Below are 16,788 nucleotides of genomic sequence, written 5' to 3' on the forward strand. Positions count from 1 at the left end.
TCGCCGGCCGGGGGCGGTTGTCCCGGCCGGGGGGCGGTCAGACCCGCGCCGTCGCCTGCTCTCCGGCGAAGGCGCGCCACAGGGCGGCGTACCGGCCGTCGCGGGCGAGGAGTTCGGCGTGGGTGCCGTCCTCGGCGACCCGGCCGCGGTCCATCACGACGACCCGGTCGGCGCGCGCCGCGGTCGTCAGACGGTGGGCGACGACGAGGGTGGTGCGGCGCCCGGAGAGCCGGTCGGTGGCCTGGTTGACGACGGCTTCGGAGGCGAGGTCGAGGGCGGCGGTGGCCTCGTCGAGCAGCAGGATGTCGGGGTCGACCAGCTCGGCGCGGGCCAGGGCCAGCAGCTGGCGCTGGCCCGCGGAGAGGTTGCGGCCGCGCTCGGCGACCTCGTGGAGGTAGCCGCCGTCCAGGGTGGCGATCATGGCGTGGGCGCCGACCGCGCGGGCCGCGGCCTCCACCTCGGTGTCGGTGGCGTCCGGCCGCCCGTACGCGATGGCGTCGCGGACCGTACCGGCGAAGAGGTACGACTCCTGGGGGACGATGCCGAGGCGGTGGCGGTAGCCGGTGAGGTCCAGCTCCCGCAGGTCGATGCCGTCGACGCGGACCGTCCCGCCGGTCGGGTCGTAGAACCGGGCGACCAGCTTGACGAGGGTGGACTTTCCGGCGCCGGTCTCGCCGACGAACGCGACGGTCTGCCCGGCGGGGATCGTCAGATCGATGCCGGACAGCGCCTGTTCGGCTCCCTCGGACTCCGCGCCGTAGTGGAAGTCCACCCCGTCGAAGGTGATCTCGCCGCGCAGCCGCGGCACCGGGCGGGGGTCCGCGGCGGCAGGGGTCGTGGTCGGCTCGCGCAGCAGCTCCTGGATGCGGCCGAGCGAGACGGACGCCTGCTGGTAGCCGTCGAAGACCTGGGAGAGCTGCTGTACGGGGGCGAAGAACAGGTCGATGTAGAGGAGGTAGGCGACGAGCGCACCGGCCGTCAGGGTGCCCGCACCGACCCGCCCGGCGCCGACGATCAGCACCAGGGCGGCGGCGACCGACGACAGCAGCTGGACGAACGGGAAGTACACGGATATCAGGAACTGGCCGCGCACGCGGGCCTGTCGGTAGGCGTGGCTGCGGTCGGCGAACCGCGCGGCGCCCATGCCCTCGCGCCGGAACGCCTGGACTATCCGCAGCCCGGCGACGCTCTCCTGGAGGTCGCCGTTGACGACGCTGATCCGCTCACGGGCCAGCTCGTACGCCTTGACGCTCTGCTTGCGGAAGAAGTACGTGCCGAGGATCAGCGGCGGGAGGGTGGCGAAGACGACCAGGGCCAGCTGGACGTCGATGACGAGCAGCGCGACGAGGATGCCGCCGAAGGTCAGCACCGAGACGACGGCGGTGACCAGGCCGGTCTGCAGGAACGTCGACAGCGCGTCGATGTCCGTGGTCATCCGGGTCATGATCTTGCCGGTGAGTTCGCGCTCGTAGTAGTCGAGGCCGAGGCGCTGGAGCTGGGCGAAGATCTTGACGCGGAGGGAGTACAGGACCCGTTCGCCGGTGCGGCCGGTCATTCTGTTGCCGCCGATCTGCGCGGCCCATTGGACGAGCACCGTCACCAGGGCGAGGAGCGCAGCCGTCCACACCCCGGCGAGCACCCCGCGGCGGACGCCTTCGTCGATGCCCTGCCGGATGAGGATCGGGACGAGAAGACCGCCGAGGGCGTCCACTGCCACCAGACCGAGGGCGATGAGCAGCGGCCCGCGGAAACCGCGCAGCAGCTGCCGCAGACCGTACGAGCCCTCGGCCGCGGCGGCCCGCTCCTCGTCGATGTCCGGGGTGTCGGTGGCCGGCGGGAGCGCGGCGACCTGGGCGAGGAGTTCGGGGGTGGCGGCCGGTCCGGTCGGTCCTTCCGGGGCGCCGTCGGTATCCCGGCGGACCCACAGCTCGGGGGTGGTGCCGCCCGGGACGGGGGCGCCGTCCGAGGCCGCGGGGCGCGTGGCGCGGGGCCGTGCGCCGTTCGGGTGAGCACCATCCGGGTGCACACCATCCGGGTGGGCCGTGGGGAGCGGTTCCAGCAGACCGGTCGCGGCGGCTTCGCCGTCGAAGGCGCCCGCCACCTCACCGGCCGGGTCGTGCGGGACGCCGCCCAGCTCGTCCGGGTCGGTCAGCAGACTGCGGTAGAGGGGACAACGGGCGGTGAGCTCGTCCTGGGTGCCGATGTCGACGAGGCGGCCGCCGTCGAGCACGGCGACACGGTCGGCGAGGGCCAGGGTGGAGGCACGGTGGGCGATGAGCAGCGTCGTGCGGCCGGCCATCACCCCGCGCAGCGCCTCGTGGATCTCGTGCTCGACCCGGGCGTCGACGGCGGACGTCGCATCGTCCAGCACCAGCAGCCGGGGATCGGTGAGGATGGCGCGGGCCAGGGCTATGCGCTGCCGCTGGCCCCCGGAGAGCGTCAGGCCCTGCTCGCCGACCTCGGTGTCGTACCCCGCGGGCAGCTCGCTGATGAAGCCGTCGGCCTGCGCGATGCGGGCGGCCGTACGGATCTGCTCGTCGGTGGCCTCCGGGTGGCCGTACGCGATGTTGTCGCGCACCGAGTCGGAGAAGAGGAAGCTGCTCTCGGGCACCAGGCCGATGGCGGAGCGCAGCGACTCCAGGGTGAGATCGCGGACGTCGTGGCCGCCGATCAGGACCCGGCCGGCGGTGGCGTCGTAGAAGCGGGGCAGCAGCAGCGAGACGGTGGACTTGCCGCTGCCGGACCGGCCGACGACGGCGACGGTCTCGCCCGGCGCGATGCGCAGCGAGAAGCCGTCCAGTACGGGGCGGGGCGCGGTGGGACCGGCCGGGACAGGCGTCCCGGGGGCGTCGGGGGCCGGGGTCCCGGCGGGCTCCGCGTCACGCCCGGGCCCGGGCCCGGCTGCCTCGCCGTAGCCGAAGGTGACGGCGTCGAACTCGACGGTGGCGGGGGCGTCGGCGGGGAGTTCACGGGCGTCGGGGCGCTCCTCGACGACGGGATCGGTGTCGATCAGTTCGTAGACCCGCTCGACGCCGGCCCGTGCCTGCTGGCCGACGGTGAGCACCACGGCCAGCATCCGGACCGGGCCGACGAGCTGGGCGAGGTAGGTGGAGAAGGCGACGAAGGTGCCGAGGGTGACCTCGCCGCGGGTGGCCATCCAGCCGCCGAGGGCCAGCATCGCGACCTGGCCGAGGGCCGGGACGGCCTGGAGGGCGGGGCTGTAGACGGCGTTGAGGCGCACCGTGCGCAGCCGTCCGGCGAACAGCTTGTGGCCCACGTCCCGGAGCTTGCCGCTCTCCTGCTGCTCCTGCCCGAAGCCCTTGACGACCCGGACGCCGGAGACCGCGCCGTCCACGACGCCCGCGACCGCGGCGGCCTGGCTCTGGGCGTACCAGGTGGCGGGGTAGAGGCGCGCGCGGCTGCGTTTGGCGACGAACCACAGGGCCGGGGCGACGGCCAGCGCGATGACCGTGAGCAGTGGGGAGAGCACCAGCATCACGGCCAGCGAGACCAGGAAGAGCAGGACGTTCCCGATCATCATGGGCGTCATGAAGAGGAGGCTCTGGATGAGCTGGAGGTCGCTGGTGGCGCGGCCGACGACCTGGCCGGTGCTCAGCTCGTCCTGACGCCGCCCGTCGAGCCGGGCGATCGAGCCGTACATGCGGGTGCGGAGGTTGTGCTGGACGTCGAGGGCGAGCCGTCCGCCGTAATAGCGGCGGACGTAGGTGAGGGCGTAGACGACGACCGCGGCGACGACCATGAGGGTGGCCCAGGGCGCGAGCGTGCGGTCGTGGCGGACGATCACATCGTCGATGATCAGCTTGGGGATGAGCGGGACCAGCGCCATGACCGCCATCCCGCCCAGCGAGGAGCCGAGCGAGAGCAACACATCCGTCCGGTACTGCCAGCAGTCGCGGATCAGCCTCCGCGACCAGCTCTGTCCTGCCGTGTCCGTCCCCGCCACCCGGTGCCTCCCGCGCCTCGACCCTGACGGAAATTGCCAACATCGCCACCGTCGGATTTCATCCCGCCGTCACACTCCGCGCGGGCGATCGGCCGGAAATCCGGGTTTCCCCGGAGACGGGGGTCGGGGTCGTCAGGGGCGATCTCCGGGAGATCCCCGATGGTGCCCGAGCCGGACGTCCGTCACGCTGAGTGACATGAGAACACAGATCCGCGTACTCGGCCCGTCCAGCCCCCCGTCCGCTCTGCCGGGGCGGTGCGGCGTCACCTCCTTCGGACTCCTCTTCGCCATCTTCCGCCGTGCGCACGGACGCGGCGGTGGCCCGGCCGGCCGCGCGGAGGGTGCGATATCCGGCTGACCGTGCCAGGGGCGGCGTGCGGCGGCCGGGCGCCGGGGTACGGCCCGGCCGCCGCGAAGGGCATCGGTGGTGGTGCGGATCAGCTCCCGGCGCCGCCCGTGCCGGTGGCCCGGTCCACCGTCAGTTCGGTGATCCCCGGGCGCTTCTTCGGCGTGCCGTCGGGGTTCGGCCGCGGATCGCCGTGGACCGTGACGCGGACGTACCGCGCCGGGGTGCGGCCCGCGAATCCGGTGCCGGTCCAGTGGCTGCCGTCCCGCGAGACCTGCACGACGTAGGAGACCGGTTTCGTCGCGTTCCAGTGCGGGGTGATCTGCCCGACGGTCACGGTACGGCCGAGGTCGACGGTGAGCGTGCCGTCGGCGGCGTCGGGCACCCACGCGGTGGTGGCGTTGCCGTCCACGGCGGCGCCCGCGTACATCCCGGGCTCCTCGGACGTCGCCTTCGCGGGGGTGCAACGCGCGGCGTTGTCCGTGGGGGTGAGGTCGGGACGCCGGGTGGTGAGGACGACGGGCCGGCCCGCGCGGGCCGTCTCCACGCCCTGCGGGGTCTCGACCGGCAGCGGCGCACCCGCGGTCAGCCGGACGCGGGTGCGGTGCGCGCCGATCTCCACGTCGTACGTCCGGCCCTGCCAGCGCAGACCGCGCAGGGTGACGCCGCGGGAGAGCTGCGGCGGCAGCGTCGGGTCGAGGTGCACGGCGTTCTCCCGCAGCCGCAGACCGGTCAGGCCGTGGGTGAAGGTCTGCAGGAAGCCGCCCTTGCCGGTGAGGAAGTCCTGGGCGGGCTGTCCGGCGTGCGGATCCTCTGCCCCCGCCTTGTCACCGCGCGCCTCGGAGAACTGCGCGAACGGCCCGCGGACGAACGGCTTGATGGAACGCAGGAGGTAGGTGTAGGCGGCGCAGCCGGGCTCGCCGAGGGCGGCGGCGTCGATGGCGTGGACGGAGTCGGTCATCGCCGGGCCGTCCGGGTCGGTGCGGGCCGCGTAGTAGTCGAGCGTGTCCGCCGCCTGCTGCGTCGTCATCGGCCATTCCAGGGGATACATCAGCAGCACGGTGTCGGCCTGCTTGATGGTGGTGCCCCGGTATCCGGCGTACTGCGCGAAGACCTTGTTCTCCGCGTCGTAGGGGATGCGCAGCTTGTCGGCGACGGTCCGCCAGGCGGCGGGGGCCTTTTCGCCGAGGACGGCGGCGACGCGCAGGGCGTGCCGCAGTGCGGTGGCCGCGCCCGCGTTGGTGAAGACGCCGTCGTCGACGCCGTTGCTGTACTCGTCCGGGCCGGCGACGTTCCTGACGGAGTAGCTGCCGTCGGCGTTGCGGGTGGCGCGGGAGGCCCAGAACTCCGCGATGCCCTTGAGCACGGGCCAGCCGTGCGAGCGCAGCCAGGCGGTGTCCTTGGTGGCGAGGTAGTACTGCCAGGTGGCGAGGGAGATGTCGCCCATGAGGTGGTTCTGGGTACGGCAGTGCGGCGGGTCCCAGCTGTGGCATTCGGTCCACAGGTCACCCTTGCTGCCGCTGGTCCAGGAGTAGAACAGCCCGTCGTAGCCGAGTTTGCGGGCGTTGGCGCGGGCGCCCGCGCGGGTCCGGTAGCGGTAGTCGACGATCGATCTGGCGAGCGCGGGGTGGCTCGCCAGCAGGCCCGGATACATCCAGGTCTCGGCGTCCCAGAAGACCTCGCCCGCGTAGTTGTCGCTGGTCAGACCGGTGGGGCCGATGCTGTTGCGGTTTCCGGCGCGGGTGGCGGAGAGCAGTCCGTACTGCGCCGAGCGGATCCAGGACTGCAGCTCCGGCTGCCCGGCCACCTCGATGTCGCTGCGCCACAGGGAGCGCCAGGCGGCGGTGTGCCGGGCGAAGAGCGACGGCCAGCCGCGCCCGGCGGCCCGCAGCGAGGCGGCACGGGCCGCGGCGCGGGGCGAGCGGGAGGTCAGGGCGGTGTCGACGCCGAGGTATTTGGTCAGTTCGTAGCCGTGGCCGCTGCGGACGGGGAAGGTGACGCGCTGCCGGTTGGTCAGCCCGGAGACGTGGGCGGGCCGCCGTTCCGGGCGGGCGTGGGTCCCCGGTCCGGGGCGCAGCGTCGAGGCGACGGCGCCGTCGGTGTCCGTGCCGTCGGTGCGGAAGGCGACGTCCATGGTGCCGTCGGCGGAGGCGGCCCCGGTGGCCTTCATCCGGCGGGCGCCTCGCCCGTCGAGCACATCGGTGACGGTCGCCGCGCCGTTCCAGTGCGGTGTCATCCGCAGGCGTACGGCGCCGATGTGGGCGTCGGTCCGGTCGGCGAGGACGTCGTAGACGAGGTCGGTGGCGCGGCCGTCGGCGCTGGTCCAGGTCAAGGAGGTGCGGACGAATCCGCAGCGCAGATCGAGGGTCTGCCGGTAGTGGGAGATGCGGGCGGCGGGGGTGGCGGAGGAGTAGGTCTCGGCGCCCGGTCCGCCGGTGGTCACGTCGAGTGTGGTCCAGGTGGGGATCGCCGCGACGGCCTGCCGTCCCTCGACGTTCGCGGGGCCCTTGGCGTAGAGCCCGGAGACGAACGAGCCGTCGTAGGCCGGGGTTTTCAGCGGCCAGCCGGTGGCGCCGCCGGGGGCGGCATATCCGGTGCCGTTGGGTGGGATGCGCTGGCCGAGGTAGCCGTTGCCGACATAGGCGTGGTGACTGTCCTCGGGGTCGATACGGGTCGAATCGGCCGTCCAGCCGGAGCCCTTGCCGCACGGTCCGTCCCGGTCGGGGCGGGGGCCAGAAGCGGCTCCGGGGGCGGCGGCGAGGGGCTCGGCCGCGGCCGAGGCGGGGGCCGAGCCTGCGAGAAGGGCCACCGCGAGGAGTGGTGCGAGCAGCCTGCGGGGGCGGGCGGCCGTGCGGGCCGCCCGGTGGTGCTCGGGAGATGGTGGATACGCCGGATGCCGTGCCGTCTGATTCATCGCTCTCCGTCGTCCGTGTGCGGCCCGGATCCGCAACTGCCCGGCACGGGCCGCTTCCTGGGGGAATTCGCGGCGTCCTTGCGACGTCAGGGGTGACCTTAAGCACGTAGCGCCGCCGAGCGCACCGAAAACGGGCATTTGGCAAGGCGCCGATTGGTCAAGCGGCGATCGATGCGGCAAACTTTTAGACTGACCAGTCAGATCAAAGGAGGGGCAGTGGACACCACCCGTCAAGGGGCGGCGGTCATCGCCAAGGGGATCGGCGTCAAAGGACCGCGCGGATGGGCCTTCAGAGGTGTCGACATCTCCGCGGAACCGGGCGCACTGATCGCGCTGCAGGGCCCCTCGGGCTCCGGCCGTACCTGCCTCCTGCTCGCCCTCACCGGCCGGATGCGGCTCGCCGAGGGCCAGGCCACCGTCGCGGGCTTCCCGCTGCCGAAGCGGATGGGCGCGGTGCGCGGCCGGACGGCGGTCGCCCACGTACCGGGCGTCGCCGACCTGGAGCCGGCCCTCACCGTCGGCGAACACCTCAAGGAGCAGGCCCTGTTGGTCCGCCGGCTGAAGGGGTCCCCGCTCGGCGGGCTCTCCTGGGGCCGCCGCCACCGGGAGGAGCGCCGGGCCCGGATCGAGGCCGCACTGGCGGCCGTGGGCCTGGCCCCCGAGACCCTGCCGAAGGGGCTGAACACCACCGTCCGTGACCTCGAACGCCTGGAGGCGCTGCGGCTGTCCCTGGCGCTCGGCATGCTGCACGCCCCGCATCTGCTCGCCGTCGACGACGTCGACCTCAAGCTCTCCGCGGGGGAACGGGAAGAGATCTGGGGGCTGTTGCGCGAGCTGTCGGCGGCGGGCACCACCGTCGTGGCGGTCGCCGGCGACGCCCCCGAGGACGCACTGATCGTCCGTACGGACTCCGGTGCCGCGGCCGCGCCGCGCGCCACCACCGATGCCACGACCACCGCCGGCCCGCAGGGCCCGGCCGACACCCACGAGGAGGAAACAGCGCATGCGTTCGCCGAAACTGGCCGCGCTTGAGCTGAGGCGTTTCGGCCGGGGCAAGCTCCCCCGGCTCGGCATCATCGCCCTCACGCTGATCCCCCTGCTCTACGGAGCGCTCTACCTCTGTTCCTTCTGGGACCCCTACAGCCGCCTGGACAAGATCCCGGTCGCCCTCGTCAACGACGACAAGGGCGCCACGGCCGACGGCAAGCACCTCGACGCGGGCTCCCAGCTCGTCAAGAGCGTCCGCGACAGCGACACCTTCGACTGGCAGGAAGTCGGCTCCGGTGAGGCGGCGAAGGGGCTGGAGGACGGCAGGTACTACCTGTCGCTGACCATCCCCTCGAACTTCAGCGAGCGCATCGCGTCCAGCGGCGGCGACTCCCCGCAGACCGGCGCGCTCCAGGTCCGTACGAACGACGCCAACAATTACATCGTCGGCTCGATCTCCAAGACGGTGTTCTCGGAGATCCGGGCGAAGACGTCGGCGAAGTCGTCGCGGCAGTTCCTCGACAAGATCTTCGTCTCCTTCTCCGACCTCCACGACCAGACGCAGAAGGCCGCCGACGGCGCCGGAAAGCTGGACGACGGGCTGCACGACGCCAAGGAGGGCGCGGGCAAGCTCGCCGACGGGCTCGGCACCGCCGAGGAGAGCACCGGCAAGCTGTCCGGCGGCCTCGGCCAGCTCGACGAGGGCGCGGGCAAGGTCAGCGACGGCGCGGACACCCTGCACGACAAGGCCGGGCAGCTCGGCAAGGGCGCCTCGGACCTGCACTCCGGCATCGGCCAGGCACAGGCCAAGGCCAAGGAGCTGAGCCAGGGCGCCGGGCAGGTCGCCGACGGCACCCAGCAGCTCGCCACGAAGCTCAACGGGCTGGCCAAGAAGGACCTCCCCTACCTCAAGAAGCACAGCGAGGAGATCGCCAGGGGGGCGCAGTTCGTCGCCGACCTCACCGAGACCCTCGACCGGGTGCTGGGCCGGCTGCCGAGCAGCTCCGAGACAAGCGTGACCGATGCTCAGGAGGCGGCCGACAAGGCGGCCGCGGCCTACCGCAAGCAGTGCACGGCCGGAGTCACCGGCGTCGCCTGCCCCGACCTCAAGGAGACCGTCGCCAAGACCGCCGACACGCTGGAATCGACGAAGGAGGTCAAGGGCGACGTCTTCCGCCTCGACTTCGACGCCCAGCGCGCCAAGCTGCGTGAGATCCACCAGGGCGCGGTGATGGTCGCCGAGCAGGTCCCGGAGATCGCGAAGAACGCCGACGGCGAGCTCGCGCAGATCAACAAGCTGAACGCCGGGGCGCACAAGGTGGCCGACGGCGCCGACCGGTTCGCCGCCGGGCTGGGCGCGCTCTCCAACGGCAGCGCCAAGATCGCCGACGGCAGCGGCAAGCTGGCCGACGGCGCGGGCGACCTCGCCGACGGCGCGGGCCAGGTCCACAACGGCATCGGTGAGGCCAAGAACGGCACCGACGAGCTGGCGGGCGGCCTGGGCAAGCTGAAGGACGGCGCGATCTCGCTCAACGGTGGCCTCTACAAGCTGAAGGACGGCTCCAACCAGCTGGCCAGCGGCCTGAACAGCGGCGTCGCCAAGATCCCGGACTACGACAAGAACGAGCGCGACGCCCGGACCGAGGTCATGGCCGACCCGGTCGAGCTGGCCGCCAAGTCGATGCACAAGGCGCCCAACTACGGCACGGGCCTCGCCCCGTACTTCATCCCGCTGTCCCTGTGGGTCGGCGCGATGGTCGCCTTCATGCTGCTCCAGCCGCTGGGCAAGCGGGCGCTCGCCGCCGGCGCGCCGGGCTGGCGGATAGCCCTCGGCTCCTGGCTCCCGGCCTTCGCCATCGGCGTGGTCCAGGTGCTGGCGCTGATGGCCGTGCTCCACTGGGGCCTCGGCCTGGAGATGGCCCGGGCGACCGCCACGGTCGGCTACCTGCTGCTGGCGACGGCGTGTTTCACCGCCCTGATCCAGCTGCTGAGCGCGGTCTTCGGACCGGCGGGACGGGTGCTCACCCTGGTCATCCTGATGCTCCAGCTGACCTCGGCGGGCGGCACCTACCCGGTGCAGACCAGCCCCGGATTCTTCGCGGCGATCCACCCGTTCCTGCCGATGAGCTACGTCGTCGACGGTCTGCGTCGTCTGATCACCGGCGGCGACCTCTCGATCGTCACGCAGGGCAGCATCGTGCTGGCGGTCTTCACCGTCGCCTCGCTGGCGCTGACCGCGCTGACCGCGCGGGGCCGGCAGGTCGTCCGGATGAAGGACCTCCATCCGGAACTCAGCCTGTGACCACCACCTCCACAGGCCGTAGGGGCGGTGCCGGGGACGGCGCCGCCCCCGCGGCGGGTTCCCGGGCCGCCCGGCGGGAGAGCACCCGCCGCAAGCTCTTCGAAGCCGCCGTCACGCTCATCGCCGAGCAGGGTTTCTCCGCCACCACGGTGGACGAGATCGCCGAACGCGCCGGTGTCGCGAAGGGCACCGTCTACTACAACTTCACCAGCAAGAACGTCCTCTTCGAGGAGTTGCTGCGGGACGGCATCGAGCTGCTCGCCGCCTCCCTGCGCCGAGCTGCCGACGAGGTGACGGCGCGCGGCGGCACCCATATCGACGCCGTGGACGCGATGATCCGCGCCGGGCTGGAGTTCATCGCCGGCGCCCCCGCGCTCACCCAGCTGTACGTCGCCGAGCTGTGGCGCACCAACCGCAGTTGGCGCGCCACCCTGCGGTCGGTGCGCGGCCGCGCGATGGCCGTCGTCGAATCCGTCCTGCGGGAGGCGGTCGACGCCGGTGAGCTGAGCGAGGAGATCGACGTCCCGCTCACCTCGTCCGCCCTGATCGGCATGGTCCTGGTGGCCGCCCTCGACTGGCAGTCCTTCCAGCCCCACCGCACGGTCGACGACGTCCATGCCTCGCTGTCCCGGCTGCTCCAGGGCCGCATCGGCGGCACGGCCACCGTGCCCCCGTCCGTGGCTCCCCCTGCTCCCCCGGCCCCCGCGCCCCGCGTGTCCCGCCCGGCCCGTCGGCCGCGGTCACCGCGCGCCACCGGGCACGCCGCCTCGGCGTGAGCGCGGGGGCGGCCCCGCGCTGACGCCCGGACGGCGTGCGGAACCGGCTGTTCGGGAGCGCCGGCGGTCGAGCCGTGCACGCCTCACCAGGGCGGGGCCAGTACGCGAGAGGCGCGCCGCCGAGGGCGTACGCGAGCGGGCGGCGACCCCTCAAAGGTCGCCGCCCGCAGGCAGTTTCGGCGCCGCGTCAGCCGCGGGACGCCGCGATCTGGCGGGCCATGATCGTGGTGAGTTCGTATGCCGTGTGGGAGGCGGCCACCGACGTGATCTCCGCGTGGTCGTAGGCCGGGGCGACCTCGACCAGGTCGGCGGAGACGAGGTGGCAGGAGGCCAGACCGCGCAGGATCTCCAGGAGTTCGCGGCTGGTGAGGCCGCCGGCCTCGGGGGTGCCGGTGCCCGGGGCGTGCGCCGGGTCCAGGACGTCGATGTCGATGGAGATGTAGAGCGGACGGTCGCCGATGCGCTGCCGGAGCTGGTCGGCGATCTCGTCGACGCCGCGCCGCATGACGTCGGCGGAGGTGACGATGCCGAAGCCCATCTTCTCGTCGTCGGTGAGGTCCTGCTTGCCGTAGAGCGGGCCGCGGGTGCCGACGTGGGAGAGGGCGGAGGTGTCGAGGATGCCCTCCTCGACGGCGCGGCGGAACGGCGTGCCGTGGGTGTACTCGGCGCCGAAGTAGGTGTCCCAGGTGTCGAGGTGCGCGTCGAAGTGGAGCAGGGCGACCGGGCCGTGCTTCTTCGCGACGGAGCGGAGCAGCGGCAGCGCGATGGTGTGGTCGCCGCCGAGCGTCATCATGCGGGCGCCGGTGGCGAGCAGATCGTCGGCTGCGCCCTCGATCGTCTCGACGGCCTCGTTGATGTTGAACGGGTTGGCGGCGATGTCACCGGCGTCCGCGACCTGCGCCAGCGCGAAGGGGGACGCGTCCTGCGCCGGGTTGTACGGGCGCAGCAGCCGCGAGGCCTCCCGGATGGCGTTGCCGCCGAAGCGGGCGCCGGGCCGGTACGAGACGCCGGTGTCGAAGGGCACGCCGACCACCGCGACATCGGCGGCAGCGACCTGGTCGAGGCGGGGCAGACGGGCGAAGGTCGCGGGCCCGGCGTAGCGGGGGACCCGGGAGGAGTCGGTGGGGCCGACGGGGCCGGACGAGGCGGCGGATGCGGTGGTCATGAGGGTGAGGGTAGGAAGCGCCGCCGCCCCTGGGGATGGACATTTGCGTGAGTCGGGCGGAGGGCCTTCGACGGATCGGCCAGCCGCCGGATCGCGGCCGACGGCACCGGACCGCCGCCGATCACACCGGAACCGCCGCCGACCGCACCGGACCGCCGTCGCCCGCACCGGAACCCACGTACGCCCCCGCCGTCGAGCCGGAGGAGTTCGACGCCTGCCCGGTGCTGCTGACCCCGCCCGCCGAGGACCGCTGGAGCCCGCTCCACCTGAGCACGCCGCTGCTGTCCCGCATCACGCGGGTCCCGGTCGGCACCGTCCTGCTCGACGGCGCCGGTCACTACCCGCTCGAAGAACCGGGCCTGACGCAGATGCAGGACGCCATCGCCGGCTTCGTCACGCGGCACACCGCCTGACGGCCCTGCCGAGGAGCCCCGGAACCCCGGACTCCCGGCCCGGGACGGCCTCGGCGGGCACAATGGCGCCATGCCGATACCCTCCGTGGACGCCGTCCCCGCCCGTGCCGAACTCGTCGACCATCTCGTACGGACCCGGATCGCCGGTGACGTCGCCACGCCCCGGGAGAACAACCTCTCCCACTACCGCCGCCTCGCCAACGGCGACCGCCACTACTGGTTCGGTCTCGAACTGGGCGACCGGTGGACGGACGAGCAGGACGTGCTGGCCGTGATGGCGGAGCGGTGCGGGGTGAGCGACGATCCGCACCACCGTAGCGGGCAGGACACCATCGACCCCGAGCTGACGGTGGACGCGCTGGACCGTGCGGCGGCGGTGCTGCACAAGGCGGCCGCGGGGCGGCAGCGGGTGCTGTTCGCCACCGGGCATCCGGGCGGGCTGCTGGACGTGCACCGGGCGACCGCGGAGGCGCTGCGGGCCCGGGGCTGCGAGATCGTCGTGGTGCCGGACGGGCTCCAGGCCGACGACGGCATGGTGTTCCAGTTCGGCGAGGTGGCGATGTTGGAGCGCGGGGCGACGCTCTGGCACACCCACTCCCCCGCGCCGATGGCCGCGGTCCTGGACGGGCTGGAGCGGGCCGGCCGCCCGCTGCCCGATCTGGTGATGGCCGACCACGGCTGGGCCGGGTGCGCCGCGCAGCGCGGGATCGACGCGGTGGGCTTCGCCGACTGCAACGACCCGGCGCTCTTCCTCGCCGAGGCCGAGGGCACGCTGCGGGTCACCGTCCCGCTGGACGACCACGTCCGCAGCCCGCGCCATTACGACCCGCTGACCGCGTACCTCCTCAAGGCCGCCGGACTGCTCTGAGCCGCGCCGGTCCGGGCCGACGGCACCGGCCCGGACGCCCGTCACCTGTGGGGCACCCGGATCACGCCCTCCTGGATGACGGAGACCACCAGCTGTCCGTCGGCGCTGAAGATCCGGCCCCGGCCGAGACCGCGGCCGCCCTGGGCGGTGGGTGACTCCTGGTCGTAGAGGAGCCAGTCGTCGGCGCGCAACGGGCGGTGGAACCACATGGCGTGGTCCAGGCTGGCGCCGACCACGTCGCCGACCGCCCAGCCGCCGCGGCCGTGCGCGAGCAGCACCGAGTCCAGCAGGGTCATGTCGGAGACATAGGTGACCAGGCAGATGTCGAGCAGCGGGCGGGCCGTCGGGGCGTCGTCGGCGGGGGCGCCGGAGCCGGTGGCGACCGGCAGGTGGTCCAGCGATCCGTTGGTGCGGAACCACACCTGGGAGCGGGGTTCGCGCGGCTCCCCCGGTGTCGCGTACGGGGGCGCGTCGACGTAGCGCAGGTCGATGGCGGCGCGGGCGCGCAGCAGCCGGCGGGTGACGTCCGGGTCGGCGAAGTGCCCGGCGTAGCGGGGCAGCGTCTCGGCGGCGGTCGGCAGCGACAGCGGGTCGGGCGCCTTCGGCATCGGCTCCTGGTGCTCCAGGCCCTCCTCGTGCACCTGGAAGGAGGCCGAGAGGTGGAAGATCGGCTGACCGTGCTGGACGGCGACGACCCGGCGGGTGGTGAAGGAGCGGCCGTCGCGGATCCGGTCGACGGTGTAGACGATCGGGGCGCCGGGGTCGCCGGGCCGCAGGAAGTAGGCGTGCAGGGAGTGCGGGGGCCGGTCGGCGGGGACGGTGCGGCCCGCGGCGACCAGCGCCTGGGCGGCGACCTGCCCGCCGAAGACGCGGGGGACCAGCGAATCCCGGCTGGCGCCGCGGAAGATGTCCTGCTCGATCCGCTCCAGGTCGAGCAGGACCAGCAGATCCTTGAGGGCGTCGTTCACGGCATGGGGCGCTTTCGGTCGGGTGCGGTACGGCGTACGGACCCGGCACCCGGTGGGGCCGGGTGCCGGGTCCGTACGCCGTCTCGGAGGTACTGCCGGGGTCGGCCCGCGGTCACAGACCCATCGACTTGGCGATGATGGAGCGCATGACCTCGCTGGTGCCGCCGTAGATGCGGCTGACGCGGGTGTCGGCGTAGAGGCGGGAGATCGGGTACTCCTGCATGTAGCCGTAGCCGCCGTGCAGTTGGAGGCACTTGTCGATGACGACGGCGGCGCGCTCGGTGGTGAAGAGCTTGGCGGAGGCGGCGTCGGCGGCGGTCAGCTCCCCGGCGTCGTGCGCGTCGAGGGCGCGGTCGACGACCGCCTCCATCGCGTCGACCTCGGACTTGCAGTCGGCGAGCACGAACTTGGTGTTCTGGAAGGAGGCGACGGACTTGCCGAAGACCTCGCGCTGCTGCACGTACTCCTTGGCGAACCGCACCGCCGCCGCGGCCTGGGCGTACGCGCCGACGGCGATGCCCAGGCGCTCCTGCGGGAGGTTCTGGCCGAGGTAGGAGAAGGCCCTGCCCTCCTCGCCGAGGCGGTCGGCGACGGGCACCTTGACGTCGGTGAAGGAGAGTTCGGCGGTGTCGGAGGTCTTCAGGCCGAGCTTGTCGAGCTTGCGGCCGACGGCGTAGCCCTCGGAGGTGGTGTCGACGACGAGGAGGGTGATCCCGGCGCGGCGGTCCTCCGGCGTCGGGGCGGCCGTGCGGGCGCAGACGATGACGCGGTCGGCGAGGACGCCGCCGGTGATGAAGGTCTTGGCGCCGTTGAGGACGTAGTGGCTGCCGTCGGCGGAGAGCTTGGCGGTGGTCTTCATCCCGGCGAGGTCGGAGCCGGTGCCGGGTTCGGTCATGGCGATGGCGGTCATCATGTCGCCGGAGACGAACGGCGGCAGCCAGCGCTGCTTCTGCTCCTCGGTGGCGTACGCGAGGAGGTAGGGCAGGCAGAGCGCGGTGTGGACGCTGGAGCCGCCGAAGCTGACGCCGGCGCGGGCGCACTCCTCGGTGATCACGGCGTTGAACTTGAAGCTGCTCTCCCCGGCGCCGCCGTACTCCTCGGGGACCTCGATGCCGAAGACGCCCAGCTCACCGAGCTTGCGGTAGAAGTCGCGGGGGGCGGCTCCGGCCTCGATCCACCGGTCGTAGACCGGCACGACCTCGGCCTCGATGAAGGCGCGGATGGTCTCGCGGAACGCCTCGTGGTCCTCGTTGAACACTGTGCGACGCACGGCCGCCTCCTCCGGATCGCTACCTAAGCGCTTGCTCAGCGAAAGCTACCGGTCGGTCTACACCCTGTCCAGAGACCGCTCACCCGGTGGACAGGCCCCCCGCGGGGCGCCCGCCGTCCGCCATCGCGCCGAACGCCCCGAGCGCCAGCCGCCGCAGCAGCCCGGCCATCTCGGTACGGCCCGGCAGCGCGCCGGGGCGGCCCAGGTGCGGGGTGGAGTTGAGGAGGCCGAAGACCGCGTGGACGGCGGCGCGCGCCTCCGCCTCGGACGGCTCCGGGTGCACCTCACGGACGACCGTCACCCACAGCTCGACGTACTCGCGCTGGAGGCGCCGCACCCGCTTGCGGTCGGCCTCGCGCAGCCGGTCCAGCTCCCGGTCGTGGACGGTGATCAGCGGGCGGTCGTCCAGCGCGAAGTCGATGTGGCCGTCGATCAGCGCGTCCAGCACCGCCTCGGGGCTCTCGCCGCCCTCGGCGATCCGCATCCGGCCGCCGTCCAGCAGCCGCTCGCTGATACCCACCAGCAGCTCGGCGAGCATCGCGTCCTTGCCCGCGAAGTGGCGGTAGAGCCCGGGGCCGGAGATACCGACCGCGGCGCCTATCTCGTCGACGCCGACGCCGTGGAAGCCGCGCTCGGCGAAGAGCCGGGCCGCCTCCTTGAGGATCTGCTCACGGCGGCTGGTCGGGGCGGGGGCGGGCGCATTGCTCATGGACGCAATTGTAGACAGTCGGGTTAGTGGTCGTTAACCTGAACGGAGCGACGTTAACGGCCATTAACCGCACCTCCGCCCCGGCGGACGGTCCGCGGCGACCGAA

11 protein-coding genes are annotated in these 16,788 nt (G+C 72.9%); 5 read left to right on the plus strand and 6 right to left on the minus strand.

Annotated elements, in window-relative coordinates; genetic code table 11:
* Window positions 1-37: 37 nt before the first annotated feature.
* Together ACF1BH_RS20125 and ACF1BH_RS20130 are read right to left on the minus strand one after the other, a co-directional pair.
* Entirely contained in the window at window positions 38-3,964 is a 3,927-nt protein-coding gene (locus ACF1BH_RS20125) for an ABC transporter transmembrane domain-containing protein (RefSeq protein WP_391643903.1), read from the minus strand.
* A 437-nt stretch (window positions 3,965-4,401) separates the two neighbouring features.
* On the minus strand, window positions 4,402-7,224 hold the full coding sequence (locus ACF1BH_RS20130) for a discoidin domain-containing protein (RefSeq protein ID WP_391643905.1): 2,823 nt from the start codon (window positions 7,222-7,224) through the stop codon (window positions 4,402-4,404).
* A 216-nt stretch (window positions 7,225-7,440) separates the two neighbouring features.
* Between ACF1BH_RS20130 and ACF1BH_RS20135 the strand changes: the two genes are divergently transcribed.
* Genes ACF1BH_RS20135 through ACF1BH_RS20145 form a run of 3 tightly spaced genes read left to right on the plus strand, consistent with a single transcriptional unit; the run spans window position 7,441 to window position 11,289 of the window.
* On the plus strand, window positions 7,441-8,256 hold the full coding sequence (locus ACF1BH_RS20135) for an ATP-binding cassette domain-containing protein (RefSeq protein WP_391643907.1): 816 nt from the start codon (window positions 7,441-7,443) through the stop codon (window positions 8,254-8,256).
* The gene (locus tag ACF1BH_RS20140) at window positions 8,228-10,513 is read left to right on the plus strand and encodes a YhgE/Pip family protein (protein WP_391643909.1); all 2,286 of its coding nucleotides are present in this window, start codon (window positions 8,228-8,230) and stop codon (window positions 10,511-10,513) included. Before ACF1BH_RS20135 ends, ACF1BH_RS20140 begins: the two co-directional genes overlap by 29 nt.
* Entirely contained in the window at window positions 10,510-11,289 is a 780-nt protein-coding gene (locus ACF1BH_RS20145; RefSeq protein ID WP_391643912.1) for a TetR/AcrR family transcriptional regulator, read from the plus strand. The genes ACF1BH_RS20140 and ACF1BH_RS20145 overlap by 4 nt, the downstream gene beginning before the upstream one ends.
* 187 nt (window positions 11,290-11,476) lie before the next feature.
* Here ACF1BH_RS20145 and speB read toward each other — a convergent pair whose 3' ends face one another.
* Window positions 11,477-12,454, minus strand: a complete 978-nt coding sequence (gene speB, locus ACF1BH_RS20150) for an agmatinase (protein WP_391643918.1) — start codon at window positions 12,452-12,454, stop codon at window positions 11,477-11,479.
* 47 nt (window positions 12,455-12,501) lie between these two features.
* Between speB and ACF1BH_RS20155 the strand changes: the two genes are divergently transcribed.
* On the plus strand, window positions 12,502-12,867 hold the full coding sequence (locus tag ACF1BH_RS20155) for a hypothetical protein (RefSeq protein WP_391643920.1): 366 nt from the start codon (window positions 12,502-12,504) through the stop codon (window positions 12,865-12,867).
* 70 nt (window positions 12,868-12,937) lie between these two features.
* On the plus strand, window positions 12,938-13,735 hold the full coding sequence (locus ACF1BH_RS20160; protein ID WP_391643922.1) for a phosphatase: 798 nt from the start codon (window positions 12,938-12,940) through the stop codon (window positions 13,733-13,735).
* A gap of 41 nt (window positions 13,736-13,776) precedes the next feature.
* Here ACF1BH_RS20160 and ACF1BH_RS20165 read toward each other — a convergent pair whose 3' ends face one another.
* The 3 genes from ACF1BH_RS20165 to ACF1BH_RS20175 all read right to left on the minus strand — a co-directional run bounded on the left by ACF1BH_RS20165 (window position 13,777) and on the right by ACF1BH_RS20175 (window position 16,682).
* Window positions 13,777-14,703 carry an acyl-CoA thioesterase gene (locus ACF1BH_RS20165; RefSeq protein WP_391643924.1) on the minus strand — a complete coding sequence of 309 codons (927 nt, stop codon included), beginning with the start codon at window positions 14,701-14,703 and terminating at the stop codon, window positions 13,777-13,779.
* A gap of 112 nt (window positions 14,704-14,815) precedes the next feature.
* Window positions 14,816-15,973: an acyl-CoA dehydrogenase family protein gene (locus ACF1BH_RS20170; protein ID WP_391643926.1), complete on the minus strand. Its 1,158-nt coding sequence runs from the start codon at window positions 15,971-15,973 to the stop codon at window positions 14,816-14,818.
* 79 nt (window positions 15,974-16,052) lie between these two features.
* Window positions 16,053-16,682, minus strand: a complete 630-nt coding sequence (locus ACF1BH_RS20175) for a TetR/AcrR family transcriptional regulator (RefSeq protein ID WP_391643928.1) — start codon at window positions 16,680-16,682, stop codon at window positions 16,053-16,055.
* Window positions 16,683-16,788 lie beyond the last annotated feature (106 nt).

The organism is Streptomyces sp. NPDC014733 (assembly GCF_043083385.1).
Taxonomy (GTDB): domain Bacteria; phylum Actinomycetota; class Actinomycetes; order Streptomycetales; family Streptomycetaceae; genus Streptomyces.

Excerpts from the sequence above, each read along its gene's own strand:
- ACF1BH_RS20130 (WP_391643905.1), bottom strand. The coding sequence starts at position 7,224 with ATGAATCAGACGGCACGGCATCCGGCGTATCCACCATCTCCCGAGCAC.
- ACF1BH_RS20140 (WP_391643909.1), top strand. The coding sequence starts at position 8,228 with ATGCGTTCGCCGAAACTGGCCGCGCTTGAGCTGAGGCGTTTCGGCCGG.
- speB (WP_391643918.1), bottom strand. The coding sequence starts at position 12,454 with ATGACCACCGCATCCGCCGCCTCGTCCGGCCCCGTCGGCCCCACCGAC.
- ACF1BH_RS20160 (WP_391643922.1), top strand. The coding sequence starts at position 12,938 with ATGCCGATACCCTCCGTGGACGCCGTCCCCGCCCGTGCCGAACTCGTC.
- ACF1BH_RS20175 (WP_391643928.1), bottom strand. The coding sequence starts at position 16,682 with ATGAGCAATGCGCCCGCCCCCGCCCCGACCAGCCGCCGTGAGCAGATC.